The sequence below is a fragment of the Minwuia thermotolerans genome (assembly GCF_002924445.1).
Classification (GTDB): domain Bacteria; phylum Pseudomonadota; class Alphaproteobacteria; order Minwuiales; family Minwuiaceae; genus Minwuia; species Minwuia thermotolerans.
Genome location: NZ_PIGG01000026.1, coordinates 34,825 through 56,140, shown reverse-complemented (window position 1 = coordinate 56,140; position 21,316 = coordinate 34,825). Strand labels below are relative to the sequence as shown.

The following is a 21,316-nucleotide window of genomic DNA, read 5'->3' as shown; positions in this document are numbered from 1 at the left end:
CGGTCTCACGCCCCGGCGATGCCGCCGGCCAGCAGCGTCATCGCCACGACCGCCATCATGGCCACGGCCATCAGATAGTTGATGCGCCGTTGCGTGCGCGCCGGCAGGTCCAGGCGCTTGATGGTGATGCCCAGCCACAGCCAGCCGAAATGCACCGGCACCCAGATCAGGTTCATGATCAGGAACTTCATGGCGATCTCGGTGGCGGGATCTGTGAAGCCCATCGGGAAACCGGCGAACAGCGTCGTGTTGACCGCATAGGCCTTCGGATTGACGAACTGCAGGAAGACCGCGTCCGCCGCGCCGGGCTGCTTGAGCGCGCGGTTGAAGGCGATGGAGGCGCCGGCGAAGGCGATGCGCAGCGCCAGATAGGCCAGGAAGGCGACCGAAACGAACAGCAGTGCCGTGGTCAGGTACGGCACCGTCGACAGCGCCGCCCACAACCCGCTCACCACGGCGATGGCGACCAGATTGGTGCCGACGAACAGCCCCGCGATGTAGCGCGCGCCGGCGCGCAGGCCGAACCCGGCGCCCACGCCGGCGACCGAGAGGACGCCGGGGCCGGGCGTGATGATCAGGAAGGCGACGGCGAGGGCGAACTGGATCATCCGGATTCTGGGTCCTGCGGCTGCGGGCGGGGCGGGGTGGCGGTCAGGCCGGCGCGAAGATCTCGGCCGGTTCCGATATGCCGGACAGCCGCTGCGGTCCGAGCGAGCGGAGGGCACGCCCGTCGCCGTGCAGACGGGCGAATTCGGCAGTCATCAGCACCGGCCGGGCGAGCCGCTTGGTCAGGGCCTCGACGCGGCTGACTTCATTGACGGCGCGGCCGATCACCGTGAAGTCTAGGCGGTCCGCCGCGCCGATATTGCCGAAGATCACGTCGCCCGCATGCAGGCCGACGCCGGCAACCAGCGGCGGCTGGCCCTCGGCCTCGCGCCGACGGCTGAGCGCGGCCAGATTGGCGATGCCCTCCTCCGCGGAGACCAGCGCCGACTGGCAGGCCAGCCGGGCGGTGCGGTCGTCCATGGGAAAGATGGCGAGCATGCCGTCGCCGAGGAATTTCAGCACCTCTCCGCCGCAGGCGCGGATCGGTTCGATCATGCAGTCGAAGTAATCGTCCAGCAGTTCGATCATCTGCTCACCGCCCAGCTGGTCGGAGAGGCGCGTGAAGCCGCGCAGGTCGCAGAAATAGATGGCTGCGCGCAGCGCCTCGCCCTCGGCGCGGTGGATGGTGCCGGCCAGCACCCGCCGCGCCGCCGCCTCGCCCAGATAGGTCGTGAGCAGCGTGTTGGTGGCGAAATAGCTGTTCATCAACTCCAGGCGGAGCGCGATCAGCGGCAGCAGATCCTTGAACCGCGCGATCTCGGCGTCGGCAAAGCCGGAGGACCGGCGGGTCGCGAAGGACAGCACGTTGACCTCGCCGGTCGAATGCCTGAGCGGCAGGGCGATATAGTCGGTCATACCGGCCGCCCGCGCTTCCTTCCAGATATCGAAGGCCAGCAGATCCTCGTCCACATCGAGACGCTGCCGCACCTCCTCGGCGCCCTGGTGAATCAGATAGACAGGACTCTGGTAGTAGAAATTCGTGCTGACGACGCCGTGCTCGCGGCCCTTGACCTCGCTGCCGGTTTCCGGCGTCCAGATCAGGTTCCGCGAGACGAACTGCGGATGAAGGGACAGCAGCCCGCAGAATCCGCGGGCCAGCTCCATGCCCTCCTCCGTCAGCCGCTCGCAGAGCTCGGCGAAGAAATCCAGCTCGGCATTGGGCCGGTGCAGGACCGTCATCAGCCAGAGCGCCATCGGGTCCGAGCGCCAGCCGCCGCCGGCGATCACGGCGGTCTTGGTTTCCCGATCAGTCTGTGGCATATGCCCCGCCAGTTTCGAAACTCCACCCTCTCGAGGCCTCGTCGGCGACGGGCCAGTATTGACCGGCGCGTCCGAGCGCGCCAGATAGGCTGCCTGAGACCCGAGAGCAAGGGTCCACTGGGCATGACGGAGGAACGGATGTTCATCCAGACAGAACCGACACCGAACCCGCAGACGCTGAAGTTCATTCCCGGCGTCACGGTCATGAACGAGGGCGTCGCCGACTTCCGCGGCCCCGAGGACGCGGCCGTCTCTCCGCTCGCCCGCCGGCTGTTCGAGGTCGACGGCGTGGAAGGCGTCTATCTCGGCCACGACTTCGTGTCGGTCAGCAAGCACGAGAATGTCGAGTGGCATCACATCAAGCCCTCGATCCTCGGCGCCATCATGGAGCACTTCAGCGCCGGCCTGCCGGTGATCGAGGACGGCGCCAGCATCGGGACCGCCAGCGCTCACGCGGACGCCGGCGACGGCGACCCGGAGATCGTCAAGCAGATCGTCGAACTGCTGGACAGCCGCGTGCGGCCCGCCGTGGCCCAGGACGGGGGCGACATCGTGTTCCATGGCTTCGATGACGGCGTCGTGTACCTTGCGATGCAAGGTGCTTGTCAGGGCTGCCCCAGCTCGGTAATGACCCTGAAGCATGGTATCGAGAATCTTCTGCGCCACTACGTGCCGGAAGTGCAAGAGGTCCGCGCGGTCTAGCCTCCGCGCCGAACCGTAAGAACAACAACGACGCAAGGGTCGCGGGGCGTGCGCGGCTGGGCGATTCGGAAATCGGGGTATTTGACCATGGGGCTGTATGGACGCCATGCGGCGGCCGCGCTTTTGGCGTTGCCGCTGCTGCTGCAGGGTGCCCACGCGACGGAGGCCAGGCTGAAGGGCGCGGCTCCGCCGACGCCGCACTCGGCCGTTCTCTGGGAGCAGGGCAGGCTGAGCTACGACCTTGACGCAGTCCGGCGCGGCGCGGCTCTGCCGCCGCCGGTCTTCGCCACGGCCCTTCCCGAGGATATCGGCGAGATCGCCGACACGGCACAGAAGAAGCGCACCTTCATCCGGTTGGTGCTGCCGCTGGTGATGGAGGCCAACGCCCGCATCCTGGCCAATCGCCATCGGCTGCTGGAGATCTCGCGTCAGGGCGTGCTGACGCGGGAAGACCGTCTCTGGATCCAGGAACTGGCCTGGGACTACGGCATGGACGGCACGCCGCGCGACCTCGTGCGGCCGCTGCTGCTGCGCGTCGATATCATCCCGCCCTCGCTGGCCATCGCCCAGTCGATCACGGAAAGCGGCTGGGGCACCTCACGCTTCGCCCAGGACGGACGGGCGCTCTACGGCCAGCGGACCTGGTCGCGCGGCGACGGCATCGTTCCCGAGCGCCGCCGCAGCGGCGAGAATTTCGAGGTCAAGGCGTTCCGCAGCCTGCTGGAATCGGTCAACGCCTACATGCGGAACCTGAACACGCATCCGGCCTATGCCGAACTGCGGCGCGCGCGGGCAGAAATGCGCCGCGAGGGCCGGCTGATCGACGGCTACCGGCTCGCCGGCCATCTGACCCGCTACGCCGAAACCGGCCAGGTCTATGTAGACGACCTGCGTCTGATCATGCGGGTCAACGATCTGCGCGACTTCGACCGCCGAATCGTTCCTGTCATGGCCGACAGGGTCGCCCGCAACTTCCGGGATTAGTCGCGCCCACCCTTCACCACGAACTGACGCCCGTACCAGTAGAAGCGCCCCTCCCCCGCCGGCGCCGTGCAGTTGAAGCGCGAACGCCCGGGCTGCGCGGGGACCGGAAACTCGAAGCTGATCCGCTGTCCCTCGATTGCGAGCGGCAGCGGGCCCGGCGCCGAGGAATGGAAGCAGGCCACGGCTTCGGGCGCTACAACGCCCTGCAGGGTGAACGCGATCAAGGGCGTTGCGCCGGCCGGAAGCAGGGTGTCCGCCGGCTCGGCGTCGGCGACCGGCAGCGGCAGGCTCGCGGCCGCGGTTCGGAACCGCTCCATCTCGCCAAAGCGTTCGTTCAGGGCGAAGCGCGGCAGGGCCATGATCGGCCGCCCCGGGCCCACCGGCCCGGAATGCTGACCGAAGGCCGCGCTGTACCCGGCCTGCCGCGCGACGTCGATCAGCGCCCGACTGTACTCGCCATAGGGATAGGCAAGGATCTCCGGCGTGAACCCCAGTTCCTTCCGGAACCGCCGGTTGGCGCGCTCGAAGTCGTCTGCCGCCTCCTCCGGCGTCATGTCCGCCATGTGGCCGTGAGCTGCCGAATGGCCGGCGATCTCCATGCCCTCATCGCGCAGCCGGCGCACTTCGTCCCAGTCCAACAGCCGCTTGCCACCGCCGTCGACCTGGTCGGTGGCGACGAACAGCGTGAAAGGCCAGCCTCGCGCCTTCAGCCGCGGCCAGGCCTCCGTCATCACGCTGCGATAGGCGTCGTCCGCCGTCAGCGCCACCGTCCGCTCGGGCATGGATTCGCCGGTCCGCAGCGCCTGCACGACGCGCGAGAGCGGCCAGACCGTGTAGTTTTCCGCCGCCAGGTAATCCAGATGCGCCTCGAACTGCTCCAGACGGATATTGGTCGCCGGCAGACCCGTCTGGCCGAAATGGTGATACATGAACACGACGGCATGGTCGGCGGCGCGTGCGCCGGACGCGACGAGCCCCGCGAGCAGCAGTGCGGCGAAGCGGAAGCGCGGCATCGTTCAGGGTTCCTCAACCGGCTGTTCAGAATTGGTCGTCAATCTAGTATGGAGCACCTCGCTCCGCCACCTCGGCCCCGGCATGGAGACGCCCAGTGACATCCATACTCAGCGACGCCGGCATGGACCTGATCTTCCGCCACGCGGGAACGCATGGCGCATGGCTGGACAAGCCGGTCGCGGACGTGAGCCTGCACGCCCTCTACGATCTTGTGCGCCAGGGCCCGACCGATCCGGCCGGCGCGACTGCACGGCTGCGATTCCTGAAATCGCCGGAAGCCAAGGCCCGCCTCGCCCCTGCCCTGCCGGTGGCGGAGCGCGAACCGGCCATGTCCGCACCCGTCGTCGTTGTCGTGGCCCATGACAGCGCCGGCGCGGAGGACACCGTCAACGCGGCCATGCAGAGCGCCTACGTGATGATCGCCGCGCGCGCGCTGGGTCTCGACTGCGGACCGATCAGCGGCTTCGACGCCGCGCTGGTGGACGCGGCGTTCTTTCCCGGCAGCGGCGCGCGGTCGTGCTTCGTCTGCGCCATTGGCCACGGCGATCCCTCGGCGCTGCAGCCGCCCGGCGACCGCCCCGCGTTCGCCGAGGCCTGCGAAATCCTCTGACGCCTTGCGTATCCTGGCCTTCGATACCGCCTGCGGCGCGCTCTCGGCCGCCCTCTGGGCGGAGGACAGCGTGCGGTTCGCGGTCTTCCAGCGGCGGCGGCGCGGCCATGCCGAAGCTCTGATGCCCCTGCTGGAGCGGGTGCTCGACGCCGCCGGAACCACGCCCGCGCAACTGGATGCCGTCGCGGTCACGCTGGGCCCCGGCACGTTCACCGGACTGCGCATCGGACTGGCCGCGGCGCGCGGCTTCCGGGTCGCGCTCGGCATTCCCGTCATCGGACTCTCAACCCTGGAAGCGCTGGCCGCCGGCGCCGCGCGGCGCTGGCCCGACCGGCCGGTACTGGCCGCGATCGACGCCCGCCGGGATCAGGTCTACGTCCAGTATTTCCGCCGCGCCGACGGACCCTTCGCCGAAGCCTGGACCGCGCCTGCGGCGATGCCGGCGGCGGCGGCCGCGGCCATGCTGGTGCCGGGCACGGCGCTGGCCGGCAGCGGCGCAGCTCTCGTCGCCGCCCATTGCGGCGCGACGCAGCCGGGCGTGTTGGCCGCCGACATGGAACCGGATGCCCGCGACATCGCGCGGATCGCCGCCTCCCGGGGATCTGCGTGGCGCGGTGCGCCGCCGCCGGCGCCGATCTATCTGAGACAGGCCGATGCGACGCCCGCCCGGCCCCGTCCGGACCGATGACTGTCGCCATCAGGATCACGCGCGATCCGGCGCTGCTGGCGGCGCTGCACGCGGCCTGCTTCGCCGATGCCTGGAACGAGAAGGCCTTCGCCGGGATTCTCGCCATGCCGGGCACACTCGGTTGGATAGCGGCGCTTGATGGCGCCCCCGCCGGCTTCGCGGTTGTCCGCCAGGCCGCCGACGAGGCCGAGATCATCAGCGTGGGCGTCGTGCCGGAGATGCGCGGCCGGGGCATGGCGGGCCAGCTGATTCGGCGCGCGGCCCGCGGACTGGAGAATTGCGCGACGCTCTTCCTGGAAGTATCGGAGCACAACCGGGCCGCGAGACGGCTCTATCGCAGCCTCGGCTTCAACGAGGTTGGCCGCAGACCAAAATACTACGACAATGGCGCCGACGCCCTGGTTCTGGCGCGGCGGCTGCCGTTCGGTTGCGAGGCGGATGCGCCATCGCTATACAGCGCGGGCCTGAACGAGAGAGATTGCACCATGCCCTCGAACGACCAGCCTTCCCGCCTGGAGCAGAAGTGCATCGACATCGGCATGCGGATGACCGAGCAGCGCCGCATCATCGCGCGTGTTCTCTCCGAATCCGAAGACCATCCGGATGTCGAGCAGGTCTATCAGCGCGCCAGCGAAGTCGACGAGAACATCTCCATCGCCACCGTCTACCGCACGGTGCGGATGTTCGAGGAAGCCAACATCTTGGAACGCCACGACTTCGGCGACGGCCGCGCCCGCTACGAGGAGGCGCCGGTCGAGCATCACGACCACCTGATCGACGTGAACTCCGGCGAGGTGATCGAGTTCCGCAACGAACAGATCGAGGAACTCCAGCGTGTCGTCGCCGAACAGCTCGGCTACCGGCTCGTCGGCCACCGCCTGGAGCTCTATGGCACGCGGGCCGACCGCAAGAACGACTGAAGCATGGCTGTCATCAGGATCGCGTTCGTCATCCTGGCGATTCTTCTCATGACGCTGGTGGTGCTGCTCCCCCATCTCGTCGGGCTCGCACTTTCGGCGCTCGGCCTGTCGCTGGGCGCGCGCATCGCCAAGTGGATACCGGTCTTCTGGCACCAGTTCACACGGCGGCTGCTGCGCATCCGCATCCGGGTCGTCGGCCGGCCGCTGATCGGAGAGCCGGCGCTGTTCGTCTCCAACCATGTCTCATGGGTCGACATCGTGGTGATGGGCGCGGTCCTGCCGGCCTCCTTCGTCGCCAAGCGGGAGGTGGGCACCTGGCCGGTGATCAAGTATCTCGCGAACCTGCAACGCACGGTCTACGTCTCCCGCGACCGCAAGACCGCTGCGAAGGAGCGCGAGGACATGACCGAAAGGCTGGGGAAGGGCGACAGCCTGATCCTGTTTCCCGAAGGCACGTCCTCGGACGGCCTGCGCATCGGCGAATTCCGCGCCGCATTCTTCTCGCTGGCCGAGCTGAAAGCCGAAGGCCATGCCCTCAAGGTGCAGCCGTTTTCCATCACCTATACCCGGGTCGACGGCTTCCCCGTCACCCGCCGCTCCATGGACAAGGCCGCCTGGTACGGCGACATGGATCTGGCGCCGCATCTGAAGGACTTCCTGCTGGGCGGTCCCTACGAGGCGACGCTGAAGTTCTTCGAACCGGTCACCATCGAGCAGTTCGGCAACCGCAAGGCCCTGGCGCAGCACTGCCGCCGGCTGATCGTCGAGGGCAATTCGGAGGCCCTGTCCGCCCGCGCCTGAAGCCCGGCCGGTCTTGACTTCGATTGCGTGGCGGCTAGGTTGCGAAGAGCGCGTAAGAATGGGGTTCCCGGCGCATGGTTCGCCGGCCCCGCAAGACACGGTCCTGAGTGACGAAGAATCTCTTTATCAAGACCTATGGCTGTCAGATGAACGTCTACGATTCCGATCGTATGGCCGACATCCTGAAGCCGCTCGGCTATCGCACGGTCGATGCGCCCGCCGACGCCGACATGGTCATTCTCAACACCTGCCACATCCGCGAGAAGGCCGCCGAGAAGGTCTTTTCCGAACTGGGCCGCCTCCGTCAGATGCGCGAACATCGCCGCGAGGCCGGCGCCGACATGGTCATCGGCGTGGCCGGCTGCGTCGCCCAGGCGGAAGGCGAGGAGATCGTCCGCCGCGCGCCCTATGTCGACATCGTGTTCGGACCGCAGAGCTATCACCGTCTGCCGGAGATGGTGGCGCGCGCGTCACGCGCCGCCGGAAAGACGGTGCTGGAAACCGACTTCGACGTGGTCGAGAAGTTCGACGTGCTGCCGGCGCCGTCGGCCGACGCCGGGCCGGCCGCCTTCCTGACGGTGCAGGAGGGCTGCGACAAGTTCTGCACCTTCTGCGTCGTGCCCTATACCCGCGGGGCCGAATATTCGCGGCCCGCCGGCGATATCCTGGCCGAAGCGCGCGGCATGGCCGCCAACGGCGTGGTCGAGATCACCCTGCTGGGCCAGAACGTCAACGCCTATCACGGCGAGGGTCCGGACGGCCGCGACTGGACGCTGGGCCGGCTGATCCGCGAACTGGCCGAGGTGCCGGGGCTGGCGCGGCTGCGCTACACCACCTCGCATCCGCTGGAAATGACCGGCGACCTGATCGCCGCTCATGGCGAGGTGCCGCAGCTCATGCCCTATCTGCACCTGCCGGTGCAGGCCGGCGCCGACCGCGTTCTGACGGCGATGAACCGCCGTCATGATCGTGACACCTATTTCCGTATCATAGATCGTCTGCGGGACACGCGGCCCGACCTCGCGCTTTCCGGAGACTTCATCGTCGGCTTCCCCGGCGAAACGGACGAGGACTTCGAACAGACCATGGATCTTGTGCGCCGCGTGGGCTACGCGCAGGCCTACTCCTTCAAGTACAGCCCGCGTCCGGGCACGCCTGCGGCCGCGGCCGCGGCCCAGGTGCCGGAAGCCGCGAAGGCCGAGCGCCTGCAGCGCCTGCAGGAGCTGCTCAACGCCCAGCAGCTCGCCTTCAACCAGGCCACCGCCGGCCGCACCCTGGATGTGCTGCTGGAGCGCACGGGACGGCGCGACGGCCAGCTCGTCGGGCGCAGCCCCTACATGCAGGCCGTCCATGTCGACGCCCCCGGCCACCGGCTGGGCCGCATCGCGCCGGTGATCATCGAGGCCGGCAAGGCGAACTCGCTCTCCGGGCGGCTGGCCGCGGATCCGGCGCGGGACGCCGCCTGATGCAGTGCGGACGGATGATACATTGGTAGCGCGGCCCGGAGAGGATCGCGATCAGAGCGGCCTGATGGTCGATTTCGAGGACAATACGCTGCTGTCCGCCCTGTTCGGCGATCACGACCAGAATCTCGTGCGCCTGGAGGATCAGCTCGGCGTCTCGCTCACCACGCGCGGCAACCGCGTGCTCATCGGTGGCGATCCGCAACTGTGCGAGCGCGCCCGCGGCATCCTGCAGGGCCTCTACCAGCGCCTGGAGATGGGCCGGCCGGTCGGCCGCCGCGAGGTCGACGACGCCATCCGCCTGGGCGACGCCTCGGAAGCGGCCAGCCATCTGGTGATCCAGACCCGCAAGCGGCCGATCCAGCCGCGCTCGCCCAACCAGATCCACTACGCCCGCAATCTTCTGGAAAACGAACTCGTCTTCGGCATCGGTCCCGCCGGCACCGGCAAGACCTATCTGGCCGTCGCGGCGGCGGTGAACCTGATGCTGGCGCGCCGGGTCGACCGCATCGTGCTCTCGCGCCCCGCGGTCGAGGCCGGCGAGCGGCTCGGCTTCCTGCCCGGCGACATGCGCGAGAAGGTCGACCCCTATCTCCGGCCGCTCTACGACGCGCTCTACGACATGCTGCCGGCGGAGCAGGTGGCCAAGAAGCTGGAAACCGGCGAGATCGAGATCGCGCCGCTGGCGTTCATGCGCGGCCGCACGCTGGCCAACGCCTTCGTCATTCTGGACGAGGCGCAGAACACGACGCCGGTGCAGATGAAGATGCTGCTCACCCGTCTGGGCGAGAACTCGCGCATGGCGATCACCGGCGACCTCAGTCAGGTGGACCTGCCGCGGGGGACGAAATCGGGACTGCGCGAGGCGATCGAGGTGCTCGCCGACATCGACGAGATCGCCTTCACCACCTTCGACGACCGCGACGTGGTGCGCCATCCGCTGGTCACGAAGATCGTCCGCGCCTATGCCCGCCAGCCCGAGCTGTTCGAAGGCGGCAGGGAAGACAAGGGCAACTGACCATGGGCGTGGCGCCGGCCGCGAACCACGACGCGGCACTCGAAACAGACATCGTTACCGACAGCGGCGACTGGCCTGACGTCGCCGACCTGATCGGGCGCGCCGCCGCCGCGGCCTGGACCGCCGCCGGCGATGGTGGTCGGGCAGAGGTCGCCGTCGCGCTTATGGACGACGCCGCCATCGGCCGTCTCAACGCCGAGTTCCGCGGCAGGAAAGGCCCGACGAACGTGCTGTCCTTCCCCGCCGATGACGACCTCGTGGCGGGGCCGGGCCATGACGGCATGCTCGGCGACATCGCCCTGGCGCTGGAGACGGCTCGGCGCGAAGCGGGACTTGAGGAAAAGACTTTCGAGGACCACCTGTGTCATCTCGTGGTTCACGGCATGCTCCATCTCCTGGGGCATGATCACCAGACGCCCGGCGAAGCGGAGTTGATGGAGGATATGGAGCGGCGCATCCTGTCTTCTCTCGGCATCGCCGACCCCTATGCCGGGCAGCAACTTGACGGACAGGAGCAATGAGCGATTCCGCATCGAGTAGCGTCCCCGCGGAAGGCGGGGATGAACAGCAAGAAGAGGGCGGCTCCGGTCTCGGCGGCTGGTTCGGCGACATCTGGAGGGGCCTGGGCCGCGGCCGCAACGGCGACAATGGCTGGCGCGAGAGCCTCGAGGAGATACTCGAGGAACACGATACCAACGAGCACGACGGACTGAGCCTGGAGGAGCGCCGGCTCCTCACCAACATCATCGCGCTGGACGGCAAGCGCGTGGAAGACGCCATGGTTCCCCGCGCCGACATCGTGGCACTGGACATTTCCCTGCCCGTCGAGGAAGTCGTGGACCGCTACATGGAGGCGCCGCACAGCCGGCTGCCTGTCTACCGCGACAATCTGGACGACATCGCGGGCATTCTGCACATCAAGGATCTGGTGAAGTTCTGGGGCCATACCGGCCAGGTCGACCTGCAGTCGATCCTGCGCGAGCCGGTGGTCGTGCCCCCTTCGAAACCGGTCATAGACCTGCTGGTCGAGATGCGGGCCAACCGCCGTCATCTGGCCATCGTGGTAGACGAATATGGCGGCGTGGACGGTCTGGTCACCATCGAGGACCTGATCGAGGAGGTCGTCGGCGACATCCGCGACGAACATGACAGCGAGGCGGATCCCCTGTTCATCGAGCAGCCCGACGGCAGCATCGACGTCGACGCCCGCTTCGAGCTGGAAGAGTTCGAGTCCCGCGTCGGCTGCGACCTGCTGGCCGACAAGGAGGACGAGGAGATCGACACGCTGGGCGGCTTCGTCTTTGTCGCCCTGGGCCGCGTGCCGAAACGCGGCGAAGTCATCCGCCATGACTGCGGCCTGGAGTTCGAGGTCGTCGACGCCGATCCCCGCCGCATCCACAGGCTGAAGGTGCACCGGACCGCGCGGACACCGGAAACCGCCGGCAGCGACCCGCCGCGGGCGTGAACCAGGCGGCGCAGGCGGGGCGGCGGATGCTCTCCACGCCCCTGCGTCTGGCGGCGGCGTTCCTGCTGGGCGGGCTCGCCACCCTGGTCTTCTCGCCCTTCGACCTGCCTCTGGCCGGCTTCGTCGCCTTCACCGGGCTCGCGGTGCTGCTCGACCGGCTCGGGCGGATGGCGGGCGCCTTCTGGACCGCGTGGTTCTTCGGCTGGGGCCATTTCATCGCCGGTTTGTACTGGACCGCATCCGCCTTCCTGGTCGAGGCGGACAAGTTCGCCTGGATGATACCGGGGCCGCTGCTGGGCCTGCCCGCCTTTCTCGCCCTGTTCCCGGCGGTCGCCGTGACCGCCGCCTGGCGGCTGACCGCGCCGGGTCCGCTGCGCCTGGCGACCCTGGCCGCGTCATGGACACTGCTGGAGTTCGCGCGCGGTCATGTCCTGACCGGCTTCCCCTGGAACCTGGCGGGCTATGCCTTCGGCTTCCACCCGGCGGCGATGCAGCCCGCCGCCTGGATCGGTGTCTATGGGCTGAGCTTCCTCGCGGTGCTCGCCTTCGCCGCGCCGGCGCTCCTTTTTCTGCCCCGCCGCCGGACATGGGCGGCGCTGGCGCTGATCCTTCCGGCTGTACTGGCCGCCGGCGCCGGCATGCTGCGTCTCGATGCGCCGGGCCCGCGCGCCGAACCCGTTCAGTTGCGCATCGTCCAGGCCAATATCCCGCAGCGCGAGAAATGGCGGCCTGACCTGATCCGCACGAATTTCGAGAAGCTGGTCGAGATGAGCCTGCAGCCGGCCGAGGAAGGGACGCCGGACCTGGTGATCTGGCCGGAGACGGCGGCGACTTTCCTGCTCTCGCGCGCCGAGCAGCCGCGTCAGACCCTGGGCGCCATCGCCGCCTCGCTGGACGATGGCCGGGGCGGACTGGTGATCACCGGGGCGCCGCGCGTCGAGGTCCGGGACGGGCGGGAAATGCCGCACAACTCGGCTCTGGCCATCGACCCGGCGGCGGGCATCGTCGCCGTCTACGACAAGACCCACCTGGTGCCGTTCGGCGAGTACCTGCCGTTGCGCGGACTGCTGCAGTTCCTGGGTCTCGAGAAACTGGCCCGGGGCCGGGGCGACTTCATCCCCGGCCCGAAGGACCAACGCTTTGATCCGCCGGGCCTTCCCCCTGCATCGGTGCTGATCTGCTACGAGGCGATATTCCCCGCTCTCAGCAACCGCGGTGAGCGTCCGGAATGGCTGCTCAACCTCACCAATGACGGCTGGTTCGGCGAACTCACCGGTCCCGATCAGCATTTCACCATGGCGCGCTTCCGGGCCGTCGAGCAGGGCCTGCCCCTCGTCCGCGCCGCCGGCACCGGGATTTCTGCGGTCGTGGACGCCCGCGGGCGAATTGTCGCATCGCTGCCGCTCAACAGCGCCGGCGTGATCGACGCGCAGCTGCCTGCGCCGGCCGCCAAGACATTCTATGCAAAAACCGGTAATGCACTTGTCTTCGGAACGACCTTGGCGGTTCTTTTATTGGTAGCCGCCGGGGCTTTACTTTCGCGACGAAATGAAGACCTACCTTCCGGTAGGGCTTCCACGACGCATTAAGCAAAATATTCGTGATTTTGCGAGGCATTGTCAGCAAGTAATTGAGAATGCGAAACAAATATACCAGAACATCGATTGCTTGAAGACCTTGTCGAAGCGTTAATCAGCTTCTTTAGAGGCGTGGTTTTCGCTTGACCCGACGGCACGGCTTCTACATAGAAGCGAAAGGGAGAAGGGGTCCGACATTTTGAGAGCGCCGGGCGAAACCGAGCCGGGCGACGACACGAAGGGGAAACGACAGATTGGCTGAGAATCCGCATCCCGTGGACATCTACGTGGGCAGCCGCGTGCGGCTTTGCCGGACCCTGAAAGGCCTGAGTCAGCAGAAACTCGCCCAGGCGCTGGGCCTCACCTTCCAGCAGGTCCAGAAATACGAACGCGGCGCCAACCGCATCGGCGCCAGCCGGCTGTTCGAACTGAGCCGCATCCTGGACGTGCCGCCATCGTTCTTCTTCGACGGCGCACCGGGCGGCGACGGCGAGCCGTCGGCGGCTCCCGGTCTCTCCGAGGGCGACCAGACCCCCTTCGATTCCGAGCGGCTCTTCCGCCGCGAGATCCTCGAGTTCGTGCGCGCCTACGACAAGATCTCGGACCCGGCCGTGCGCAAGCGGCTGTTCGAACTGGTCAAGGCCATCGGCGGACAGTACTCCGGCAAGGACTGAAGCGGCAGCCCGACCGCCGGCGATACACGCGCGGTCGCGCTTGACCGCGCCGTTTCCGCTTGCCAGAAACAGCGATCGAAATCGAAGGGCATCACGCCCCGCAGACGACAATGGAGGGGCCCCGGTGCCGCGGCAGAATTATCTTTTCACGTCCGAGTCCGTTTCCGAAGGTCATCCCGACAAGGTCTGCGACCGCATTTCGGATGCGATCGTCGACCTGTTCCTGAAGCACGAACCGGACGCGCGCGTCGCCTGCGAGACGCTGACCACGACCAATCTGATCGTGCTCGCCGGGGAAACCCGCGGGCCGGCGTCCATCACCAACGACATGATCGAGGAGACGGCGCGGCGGGCGGTGCGCGACATCGGTTACGAACAGGAAGGCTTTCACTGGCGCGACGCCAAGGTTCAGATCTACCTGCACGAGCAGTCGATGGACATCGCCCAGGGTGTGGATTCGACCGGCAACAAGGATCTCGGCGCGGGCGACCAGGGCATCATGTTCGGCTATGCCTGCCGCGAGACCGACTCGCTGATGCCGGCGCCGATCTACTTCTCGCACCGCATCCTGCAATCCATGGCGAAGGCCCGACATGACGGCAGCCAGCCCGCATTCGGCCCCGATTCCAAAAGCCAGGTGACGCTTCGCTATGTCGGCGGCAAGCCGGTGGGCGCGACCTCGGTCGTGGTCTCGACCCAGCACGCCGACGGCCTGAGCCAGGAGGAGGTGCGCGAGATGGTGCGCCCCTTCGTCACCGCCGCCCTGCCCGAGGGCTGGATGTGCCCGGAGGACGAATTCTACGTCAACCCGACGGGCAAGTTCGTGATCGGCGGGCCCGACGGCGACGCCGGCCTGACCGGGCGCAAGATCATCGTCGACACCTATGGCGGCGCGGCGCCCCATGGCGGCGGCGCCTTCTCGGGCAAGGATCCGACCAAGGTCGACCGCTCGGCCGCCTATGCCGCGCGCTATCTGGCCAAGAACGTCGTCGGCGCCGAGCTCGCGGAGCGCTGCACGATCCAGCTTTCCTACGCCATCGGCGTCTCCAAGCCGCTGTCGGTCTATGTCGATCTGCACGGCACCGGCCAGGTTGACGAGGAGAAACTGGAAGGCGCGCTGCGCCAGGTCATGGACCTCAGTCCTCGGGGCATCCGCCAGCACCTGGACCTGATGCGGCCCATCTACGAGCGCACCGCCGCCTACGGGCATTTCGGCCGCGAACCGGGCGCCGACAACAGCTTCACCTGGGAGAAGCTGGATCTGGTCGGCGCGCTGAAAGACGCCTGCGCCTGAGTTGGGCCGCGCGGACGGACCGCCCTACCGGTTCTACGGCCGGCGACGCGGCAAGCGGCTCAGTCCGCGCCAGGAACGGCTGATCGACGACCTGCTGCCCCGGCTTGCGCCCGATCCGGCGCGCCTGCCTGCCGGGCCGCTCTGGCTGGAAATCGGCAGCGGCGGCGGCGAGCATCTGACGGCCCAGGCCGCGGACCACCCCGAGGCCACCCTGATCGGCTGCGAACCCTTCCTGGAAGGCGTGGCCAAGACGCTCGGCATGATCGAGGACGAGGGGCTGGGGAACGTCCTGCTGCTGGACGACGACGTCAGGCCCCTGCTCGACGGCCTGCCGGACTCGTCGGTCGACCGCTGCTTCATCCTGTTCCCCGATCCCTGGCCGAAGCTGCGTCATCACAAGCGGCGCATCGTCTCGCGGGAGAATCTGGACAGCCTGGCGCGGGTTCTGAAGCCGGGCGCCGATCTGCGCATCGCCACCGACCACATGGACTACGCGCGCTGGATCCTGCGTCATCTGCTGGCCCATCCCGACTTCGACTGGCCCGCAGAGCGCCCCGGCGACTGGCGGCTGCCGCCGGCCGGGCACCGGCGGACGCGCTACGAGGCCAAGGCGCTGGAGAAGGGCGACCGGCCACTGTATTTCCGCTTCACGAGAAACACTTGAAGATGTGGCGGAAATCCTTATTATCCGGCCTACACCAGTAAACGCTGCTTGGAGCGTCGGATCGGGTGGGCCGCGGGCCCACTTTTTTGTTTCTGGCGTGTGTCGGCAGCCGGTTTGGGCAATCTTTGGGTACCGGATTCATGACATCGGCACTGACGGACCGCATCGGGCAACTGATCGCGCCGTCACTGGAAAGCATGGGATACGAGATCGTCCGCATCCGCTACACGGGCGGCGCGCGGCCCGTATTGCAGATCATGGCGGAGCGGATGTCGGACGGCGGCATGGAGGTCGAGGACTGCGAGACGGTGAGCCACGCGGTCTCGGCGCTGCTGGACGTCGAGGATCCAGTCAGTGAGGCCTATTCGCTGGAAGTTTCCTCGCCGGGCATCGACCGGCCGCTGACCCGGCGCAAGGACTTCGAGCGCTATGCCGGCCATGACGCCCGCGTGGAGCTGCACCAGCCGATCGATGGCCGCAAGCGCTTCAAGGGCCTGCTGACCGGCCTGGACGGCGACGCCGTGAAGATGGAACTGAACGGCGTCAGGCCGGAGGACGCGGCAGTCACCCTGCCGCTGGACGATATCGCGGACGCCAAGCTGGTTCTGACCGATCGGCTGATCGAGGCGAGCCTCAAGGAAAGCAAGGCGCGCGAAAAGGCGCGCCGCAAGACGGAAGAGACGGAGTAGCAGCATCATGGCGGTGACCACAGCGAACAGGCTGGAACTGCTGCAGGTGGCCGACGCGGTCGCCCGCGAGAAGTCCATCGATCCGGAGATCGTGATGGAGGCGCTGGAGGAAGCGATCCAGCGCACGGCCAAGGTGACCTACGGCGCCGAGCACATGATCCGCGCCGAGATCGACCGCAAATCCGGCGACATCAGCATCTGGCGCCTGCGCGAGACGGTCGACGAGATCGAGGACGCGGCTACCCAGATCTCGCTGGACGAGGCCCGGGAGATGAACCCTGACGCCCAGCTCGGCGACCTGATCTCGGAGCCCCTGCCGCCCATCGACTTCGGCCGCGTCTCCGCCCAGTCGGCGAAGCAGATCATCTTCCAGAAGGTCCGCGATGCCGAGCGCGACCGCCAGTACGACGAATACAAGGACCGCGTCGGCGAGATCATCAACGGTCTGGTCAAGCGCGTCGAACACGGCAACGTCATGGTCGATCTCGGCCGCGCCGAGGCGATCCTGCGCCGCGACGAGCTGCTGCCCAGGGAAACCTTCCGCCCCGGCGACCGCGTCCGCGCCTATATCTACGATGTCCGGCGGGAGAACCGCGGGCCGCAGATCTTCCTGTCGCGCACGCATCCGCGCTTCATGGCGATGCTGTTCGCCCAGGAAGTCCCGGAAGTCTATGACGGCGTCATCGAGATCAAGGCCGTGGCCCGGGATCCGGGCAGCCGCGCCAAGATCGCCGTGATCAGCCACGATTCCTCGATCGACCCGGTCGGCGCCTGCGTCGGCATGCGTGGCAGCCGCGTCCAGGCGGTGGTCAACGAACTGCAGGGCGAAAAGATCGACATCATCCCGCATACCTCCGACCCGGCCAGCTTCATCGTCAGCGCGCTGGCGCCGGCCGATGTGATGAAGGTGGTGCTGGACGAGGATCAGAATCGCATCGAAGTGGTGGTCCCAGACGACCAGCTCAGCCTGGCGATCGGCCGCCGCGGCCAGAACGTGCGCCTCGCCTCCCAGCTTTCGGGCTGGGATATCGACATCCTGACCGAGGAAGAGGAATCCGAACGCCGCCAGACGGAGTTCCGCGAACGCTCGGAAATGTTCATCGCGGCTCTGGACGTCGACGAGATGATTGCCCAGTTATTGGTGGCGGAAGGATTCGACAGCGTCGAGGAAGTCGCCTATTCCCCGCTGGAGGATCTGGAGGAGATCGAGGGCTTCGATCGCGACGTCGCCGAAGAGCTGTCGTCACGGGCCCAGGAGCATCTCCAGCGGCTCGAGGAAGCGATGGACGAGAAGCGCCGGGAGCTTGGCGTCGACGACGACATCGCTGCGATCGAGAAGCTTACCCCGGCCATGCTGGTGAAGCTCGGCGAGGCCGGGGTCAAGACCCTCGACGACCTGGGCGACTTTGCATCGGAGGAGCTTGTCACCGACGCGGACGCGCCGCTGCGCGAATTCGATCTGAGTGTCGATGACGCCAACGAGATCATCATGGCCGCGCGGGCGCACTGGTTCGCCGACGAGGAAGAAGAGACTGCGGAGAGCGACAAAAACGAGGAATCCCCGGCGGTCTGATCCGCCGGACGCGGTGACCGGCAAGCCCGCGCGCGAAACGCCGCAGCGGCGCTGCATCGTCAGCGGCGCCAGCGGCGAGACTGCCCGGCTGATCCGGTTCGTGCTGGATCCGGCCAGGGTGGTGACGCCGGACGTCGAGGAGAAGCTGCCCGGCCGCGGCGCCTGGCTGTCGGCCGAGCGGAAGACCTTCGAAGGGCTGGGGCGGAAGAATCCCTTTCCCCGCGCCTTCCGCGAGGAGGCGAATCTGCCCGAGGACCTGGCGGGTCTGACGGAACGGCTGCTCCGGCGGCGTTGCCTGAACCTTCTGGGTCTGGCGAACGGCGCCGGCCTGGTGACGGCGGGCTTCGAGAAGGTCGCCGACAAGGCCGGAAAGGGCGAGGCGGCGGTCATGATCGTCGCCGCCGACGGCGGCGGGACCGCCCGGGAAAGGGCGGCCAGGCTGGCCGGTCCGGCGCCTCTGATCGGCCTGTTCGGCCGGGAGGAATTGAGCTTGGCCTTGGGCCGGGAAAATGTGGTACATGCTGCGGTCGCGTCGGGGCGGCTGGCCGACATGTTCCTGCGTGAAACGGAACGGCTGAGCCTGATCTCGGGTTCGCCGGTAGATTGGTAACGGAAAAGCGGATCGTACATGACTGACCAAAAGCAACCTGGCGAGAAGAAGACACTGACCGTCTCGCGAGGCGCACGGCTGGAACTGAAGAAACGTTCGGACGGAAGTCCGGGCCGTCAGGGCTCGGGCGGCCGCAGCACGCGCAACGTCCAGGTTGAGGTCAAGAAGAAGCGCTCGACGAAGCGCGAGCCCGAGCGGCAGGCCCCCGCGCCACAGTCCGAACAGCCGGCGCCCAAACCGGCCGATCCGGCCCGCGCCGCCGAGCGCGAGGAAATCACCAGGCGTCAGGGCGCGACCTCGCCGCCGGCGAAGCCCGACGGTCGCTCGCGTCTGGAGCAGACGCGCAACCGCAACGTCCTGCCGCGGCTGACCGAGGACGAGAAGGCCGCGCGGGCGAAGGCGCTGAAATCGGCCCAGGCGCAGGCCGCCGATCGCAAGGCCAAGGCCAGCGAGGACGCCGAGCGGCTCGCCGCCGCCGAAGCCCGCCGCAAGGCCGAAGAGGAAGAGGTGCGCCGGCAGGCCGAGGAAGAGGAAGCCCGCCGCAAGGCCGAAGAGAAAGAGGCCCGCCGGCAGGCCGAGGAAGAGGAAGCCCGCCGCAAGGCCGCTGCGGAAGAGAAGGCGAAGCAGGCGACCGACAAGCCCCGGCCGGCCAGGACAGCCGACGCCGCCGCCGCCGAGGAAACCGAAAGCGACGAGAGCAGCCGCGCCCGCAAGGGCGGCCGCCCCGCGGCGACGCCGGCGCGTCCGCCCGCGCGCGGCAAGCCGGGCGGCAAGAATCGCCGCAGCGGCAAGCTGACGATATCCCAGGCGCTGGACGATACCGGCGAGAAACAGAAATCGCTGGCCGCCTTCCGCCGCCGCACCAACCGCGACAAGCGGTCCTCCAAGGGCTCCGGCGGCGGCCAGGAGGCCCAGGGCAGGATCGTGCGCGAGGTCGTGGTGCCCGAGGCGCTGACCGTGGGCGAACTGGCCAACCGCATGGCCGTACGAGGCGGCGACGTCGTCAAGGCGATGATGAAGATGGGCGTGATGGCGACCATCAACCAGACCATCGACGCCGACACCGCGGAACTCGTCATCGAGGAGTTCGGCCACAGGATCAAGCGCGTCTCCGAAACCGATGTCGAGGACGCGATCGTCCCGCCGCAGGATGTGGACGCCGATCTGAAGCCGCGCCCGGCCGTGGTCACGGTCATGGGCCATGTCGACCACGGCAAGACCTCGGTGCTGGACGCGCTGCGCAAGACCGAAGTCGTCCGCGGCGAGGCCGGTGGCATCACCCAGCATATCGGCGCCTATCAGGTCACCACGGACAACGGCCAGAAGATCACCTTCCTCGACACGCCGGGCCACGCGGCCTTCACCTCCATGCGCTCCCGCGGCGCCAAGGTGACGGACATCGTGGTACTGGTGGTTGCGGCCGACGATTCGGTCATGCCGCAGACCGTCGAGGCGATCCATCACGCCCAGGCGGCCGGGGCGCCGATCATCATCGCGGTCAACAAGATCGACAAGCCGGACGCCGATCCGAGCCGCGTGAAGCAGGATCTGCTGCAGCACAATATCGTGGTCGAGGAGATGGGCGGCGAGCAACTCGTCGTCGAGATCTCCGCGCTGAAGGGCACCAACCTCGATTCGCTGGTGGAAACCATCGTGCTCCAGGCGGAGCTGATGGACCTGAAGGCCAATCCCGACCGCACCGCCAACGGCACGGTGATCGAGGCCCAGCTGGAACAGGGCCGCGGCGCCGTGGCGACCGTTCTGGTTCAGGGCGGGACGCTGAAGGTCGGCGACATCTTCGTCTCCGGCGCGACCTGGGGCCGTGTCCGCGCCCTGGTGGACGAACACGGCGCTCGCCTCGATGCCGCCGAGCCGTCCCGTCCGGTGGAGGTGCTGGGCTATCAGGACGCCCCGTCGGCCGGCGACGACTTCATCGTGGTCGACAGCGAATCCCGCGCCCGCGAAGTGGCCGAGGTCCGCGCCCGGCGCATGAAGAACCACCTCGCCTCGCAGGGCGGCCGCGGCACGCTGGAGCAGATGCTGTCCGCCATCAAGGAAGGCCAGGCGGCCGAGGTGCCGATCCTCATCAAGGGCGACGTGCAGGGCTCGGTCGAGGCGATCGTCGCCTCGGCGGAGAAGATGTCGACCGACGAGGTCAAGGCGCGGATCCTCCACGCCGGCGTCGGCGGCATCACGGAAACCGACGTCACCCTGGCGAAATCCGCCGGGGCGGTGATCTTCGGCTTCAACGCACGACCCAACAAGCAGGCGCGCGAGGCGGCCGAGCGGGATGGCGTCGATATCCGCTACTACAACGTCATCTACGAGTTGACGGACGACCTGAAGGCCATCATGAGCGGCCTTCTGGAACCGGAAGCCAGGGAGATCAACCTGGGTACGGCCGAGGTCCGTCAGGTGTTCAACATCACCAAGGTCGGCAAGATCGCCGGCTGTCTGGTTGTCGACGGCACGGTCAAGCGCAATGCGAAATATCGCCAGCTGCGTGACGGCATCGTGCTGCACGAAGGCACCATCGCCAACCTGAAGCACTTCAAGGAAGAAGTGGCCGAAGTGCGCCAGGGCAGCGAATGCGGCATTGCCTTCCAGAACCATCAGGACATCCAGGAAGGCGATCAGATCGAGGTGTACGAGATCCAGGAGATCGAGCGGACGCTGTAGCGCCATGACCGGCGCGCAGCGGCCG

The 21,316-nt window shown here is 67.7% G+C and carries 21 protein-coding genes and 1 pseudogene; 19 read left to right on the top strand and 3 right to left on the bottom strand.

Features of this window, described 5'->3' with window-relative positions; translation table 11 throughout:
• Positions 1-5 precede the first annotated feature (5 nt).
• Positions 6-608 (bottom strand): LysE family translocator, encoded by a 603-nt coding sequence (locus CWC60_RS05965; protein ID WP_109793081.1) that lies wholly within the window; start codon positions 606-608, stop codon positions 6-8.
• 43 nt (positions 609-651) lie between these two features.
• Entirely contained in the window at positions 652-1,866 is a 1,215-nt protein-coding gene (locus CWC60_RS05960) for an adenylate/guanylate cyclase domain-containing protein (RefSeq protein ID WP_109793080.1), read from the bottom strand.
• Between the two features lie 138 nt (positions 1,867-2,004).
• Here CWC60_RS05960 and CWC60_RS05955 point away from each other — a divergent pair, with 138 nt between their 5' ends.
• Positions 2,005-2,568: a NifU family protein gene (locus tag CWC60_RS05955; RefSeq protein ID WP_109793079.1), complete on the top strand. Its 564-nt coding sequence runs from the start codon at positions 2,005-2,007 to the stop codon at positions 2,566-2,568.
• 87 nt (positions 2,569-2,655) lie between these two features.
• Entirely contained in the window at positions 2,656-3,552 is an 897-nt protein-coding gene (locus CWC60_RS05950) for a glucosaminidase domain-containing protein (RefSeq protein ID WP_109793078.1), read from the top strand.
• On the opposite strand, the gene CWC60_RS05945 is transcribed toward CWC60_RS05950, so the two are convergent.
• Complete coding sequence (locus CWC60_RS05945; RefSeq protein WP_109793077.1) at positions 3,549-4,565, bottom strand: polysaccharide deacetylase family protein; 1,017 nt, start codon at positions 4,563-4,565, stop codon at positions 3,549-3,551. The genes CWC60_RS05950 and CWC60_RS05945 overlap by 4 nt on opposite strands.
• 95 nt (positions 4,566-4,660) lie before the next feature.
• Here CWC60_RS05945 and CWC60_RS05940 point away from each other — a divergent pair, with 95 nt between their 5' ends.
• The 17 genes and pseudogenes from CWC60_RS05940 (at position 4,661) to infB (ending at position 21,291) form a co-directional block, all read left to right on the top strand.
• Positions 4,661-5,176 carry a nitroreductase family protein gene (locus tag CWC60_RS05940; RefSeq protein WP_109793076.1) on the top strand — a complete coding sequence of 172 codons (516 nt, stop codon included), beginning with the start codon at positions 4,661-4,663 and terminating at the stop codon, positions 5,174-5,176.
• Positions 5,177-5,180: 4 nt separating this feature from the next.
• On the top strand, positions 5,181-5,864 hold the full coding sequence (tsaB, locus tag CWC60_RS05935) for a tRNA (adenosine(37)-N6)-threonylcarbamoyltransferase complex dimerization subunit type 1 TsaB (RefSeq protein ID WP_164516398.1): 684 nt from the start codon (positions 5,181-5,183) through the stop codon (positions 5,862-5,864).
• Positions 5,861-6,256: pseudogene (locus tag CWC60_RS24350) on the top strand (GNAT family N-acetyltransferase); the annotation flags it as partial. The gene tsaB and the pseudogene CWC60_RS24350, both read left to right, overlap by 4 nt.
• A gap of 93 nt (positions 6,257-6,349) precedes the next feature.
• Positions 6,350-6,784, top strand: coding sequence for a Fur family transcriptional regulator (locus CWC60_RS24345; RefSeq protein ID WP_165787539.1), 435 nt, complete (start codon positions 6,350-6,352; stop codon positions 6,782-6,784).
• Positions 6,785-6,787: 3 nt separating this feature from the next.
• Positions 6,788-7,585, top strand: a complete 798-nt coding sequence (locus CWC60_RS05925) for a lysophospholipid acyltransferase family protein (protein WP_109793073.1) — start codon at positions 6,788-6,790, stop codon at positions 7,583-7,585.
• 107 nt (positions 7,586-7,692) lie between these two features.
• Entirely contained in the window at positions 7,693-9,051 is a 1,359-nt protein-coding gene (gene miaB, locus CWC60_RS05920; protein WP_109793072.1) for a tRNA (N6-isopentenyl adenosine(37)-C2)-methylthiotransferase MiaB, read from the top strand.
• Between the two features lie 64 nt (positions 9,052-9,115).
• Positions 9,116-10,066 carry a PhoH family protein gene (locus CWC60_RS05915; protein ID WP_109793071.1) on the top strand — a complete coding sequence of 317 codons (951 nt, stop codon included), beginning with the start codon at positions 9,116-9,118 and terminating at the stop codon, positions 10,064-10,066.
• Positions 10,067-10,068: 2 nt separating this feature from the next.
• Entirely contained in the window at positions 10,069-10,587 is a 519-nt protein-coding gene (ybeY, locus tag CWC60_RS05910; RefSeq protein ID WP_109793070.1) for an rRNA maturation RNase YbeY, read from the top strand.
• Positions 10,584-11,531, top strand: a complete 948-nt coding sequence (locus CWC60_RS05905) for a hemolysin family protein (RefSeq protein WP_109793069.1) — start codon at positions 10,584-10,586, stop codon at positions 11,529-11,531. Before ybeY ends, CWC60_RS05905 begins: the two co-directional genes overlap by 4 nt.
• 26 nt (positions 11,532-11,557) lie before the next feature.
• A complete protein-coding gene (gene lnt / locus CWC60_RS05900; protein ID WP_125182728.1) occupies positions 11,558-13,120 on the top strand; it encodes an apolipoprotein N-acyltransferase in 1,563 nt (520 codons plus the stop codon).
• Positions 13,121-13,362: 242 nt separating this feature from the next.
• Positions 13,363-13,782 (top strand): helix-turn-helix domain-containing protein, encoded by a 420-nt coding sequence (locus tag CWC60_RS05895; RefSeq protein WP_206419791.1) that lies wholly within the window; start codon positions 13,363-13,365, stop codon positions 13,780-13,782.
• Between the two features lie 124 nt (positions 13,783-13,906).
• Positions 13,907-15,076, top strand: a complete 1,170-nt coding sequence (metK, locus tag CWC60_RS05890) for a methionine adenosyltransferase (RefSeq protein ID WP_109793066.1) — start codon at positions 13,907-13,909, stop codon at positions 15,074-15,076.
• Position 15,077: 1 nt separating this feature from the next.
• A complete protein-coding gene (gene trmB, locus CWC60_RS05885; RefSeq protein ID WP_109793065.1) occupies positions 15,078-15,740 on the top strand; it encodes a tRNA (guanine(46)-N(7))-methyltransferase TrmB in 663 nt (220 codons plus the stop codon).
• 140 nt (positions 15,741-15,880) lie between these two features.
• Entirely contained in the window at positions 15,881-16,429 is a 549-nt protein-coding gene (rimP, locus tag CWC60_RS05880; RefSeq protein ID WP_109793064.1) for a ribosome maturation factor RimP, read from the top strand.
• A 7-nt stretch (positions 16,430-16,436) separates the two neighbouring features.
• The gene (gene nusA, locus CWC60_RS05875) at positions 16,437-18,002 is read left to right on the top strand and encodes a transcription termination factor NusA (RefSeq protein WP_109793063.1); all 1,566 of its coding nucleotides are present in this window, start codon (positions 16,437-16,439) and stop codon (positions 18,000-18,002) included.
• Positions 18,003-18,015: 13 nt separating this feature from the next.
• Positions 18,016-18,612 carry a DUF448 domain-containing protein gene (locus CWC60_RS05870; protein WP_164516397.1) on the top strand — a complete coding sequence of 199 codons (597 nt, stop codon included), beginning with the start codon at positions 18,016-18,018 and terminating at the stop codon, positions 18,610-18,612.
• An 18-nt stretch (positions 18,613-18,630) separates the two neighbouring features.
• Complete coding sequence (gene infB, locus CWC60_RS05865; RefSeq protein ID WP_109793061.1) at positions 18,631-21,291, top strand: translation initiation factor IF-2; 2,661 nt, start codon at positions 18,631-18,633, stop codon at positions 21,289-21,291.
• The last annotated feature ends 25 nt before the right edge of the window (positions 21,292-21,316 follow it).

Coding starts and splice junctions, on each gene's coding strand:
- CWC60_RS05965 (WP_109793081.1), bottom strand. CDS start 608: ATGATCCAGTTCGCCCTCGCCGTCGCCTTCCTGATCATCACGCCCGGC.
- CWC60_RS05960 (WP_109793080.1), bottom strand. CDS start 1,866: ATGCCACAGACTGATCGGGAAACCAAGACCGCCGTGATCGCCGGCGGC.
- CWC60_RS05955 (WP_109793079.1), top strand. CDS start 2,005: ATGTTCATCCAGACAGAACCGACACCGAACCCGCAGACGCTGAAGTTC.
- CWC60_RS05950 (WP_109793078.1), top strand. CDS start 2,656: ATGGGGCTGTATGGACGCCATGCGGCGGCCGCGCTTTTGGCGTTGCCG.
- CWC60_RS05945 (WP_109793077.1), bottom strand. CDS start 4,565: ATGCCGCGCTTCCGCTTCGCCGCACTGCTGCTCGCGGGGCTCGTCGCG.
- CWC60_RS24345 (WP_165787539.1), top strand. CDS start 6,350: ATGCCCTCGAACGACCAGCCTTCCCGCCTGGAGCAGAAGTGCATCGAC.
- CWC60_RS05925 (WP_109793073.1), top strand. CDS start 6,788: ATGGCTGTCATCAGGATCGCGTTCGTCATCCTGGCGATTCTTCTCATG.
- CWC60_RS05915 (WP_109793071.1), top strand. CDS start 9,116: ATGGTCGATTTCGAGGACAATACGCTGCTGTCCGCCCTGTTCGGCGAT.
- ybeY (WP_109793070.1), top strand. CDS start 10,069: ATGGGCGTGGCGCCGGCCGCGAACCACGACGCGGCACTCGAAACAGAC.
- CWC60_RS05905 (WP_109793069.1), top strand. CDS start 10,584: ATGAGCGATTCCGCATCGAGTAGCGTCCCCGCGGAAGGCGGGGATGAA.
- lnt (WP_125182728.1), top strand. CDS start 11,558: ATGCTCTCCACGCCCCTGCGTCTGGCGGCGGCGTTCCTGCTGGGCGGG.
- rimP (WP_109793064.1), top strand. CDS start 15,881: ATGACATCGGCACTGACGGACCGCATCGGGCAACTGATCGCGCCGTCA.
- nusA (WP_109793063.1), top strand. CDS start 16,437: ATGGCGGTGACCACAGCGAACAGGCTGGAACTGCTGCAGGTGGCCGAC.
- infB (WP_109793061.1), top strand. CDS start 18,631: ATGACTGACCAAAAGCAACCTGGCGAGAAGAAGACACTGACCGTCTCG.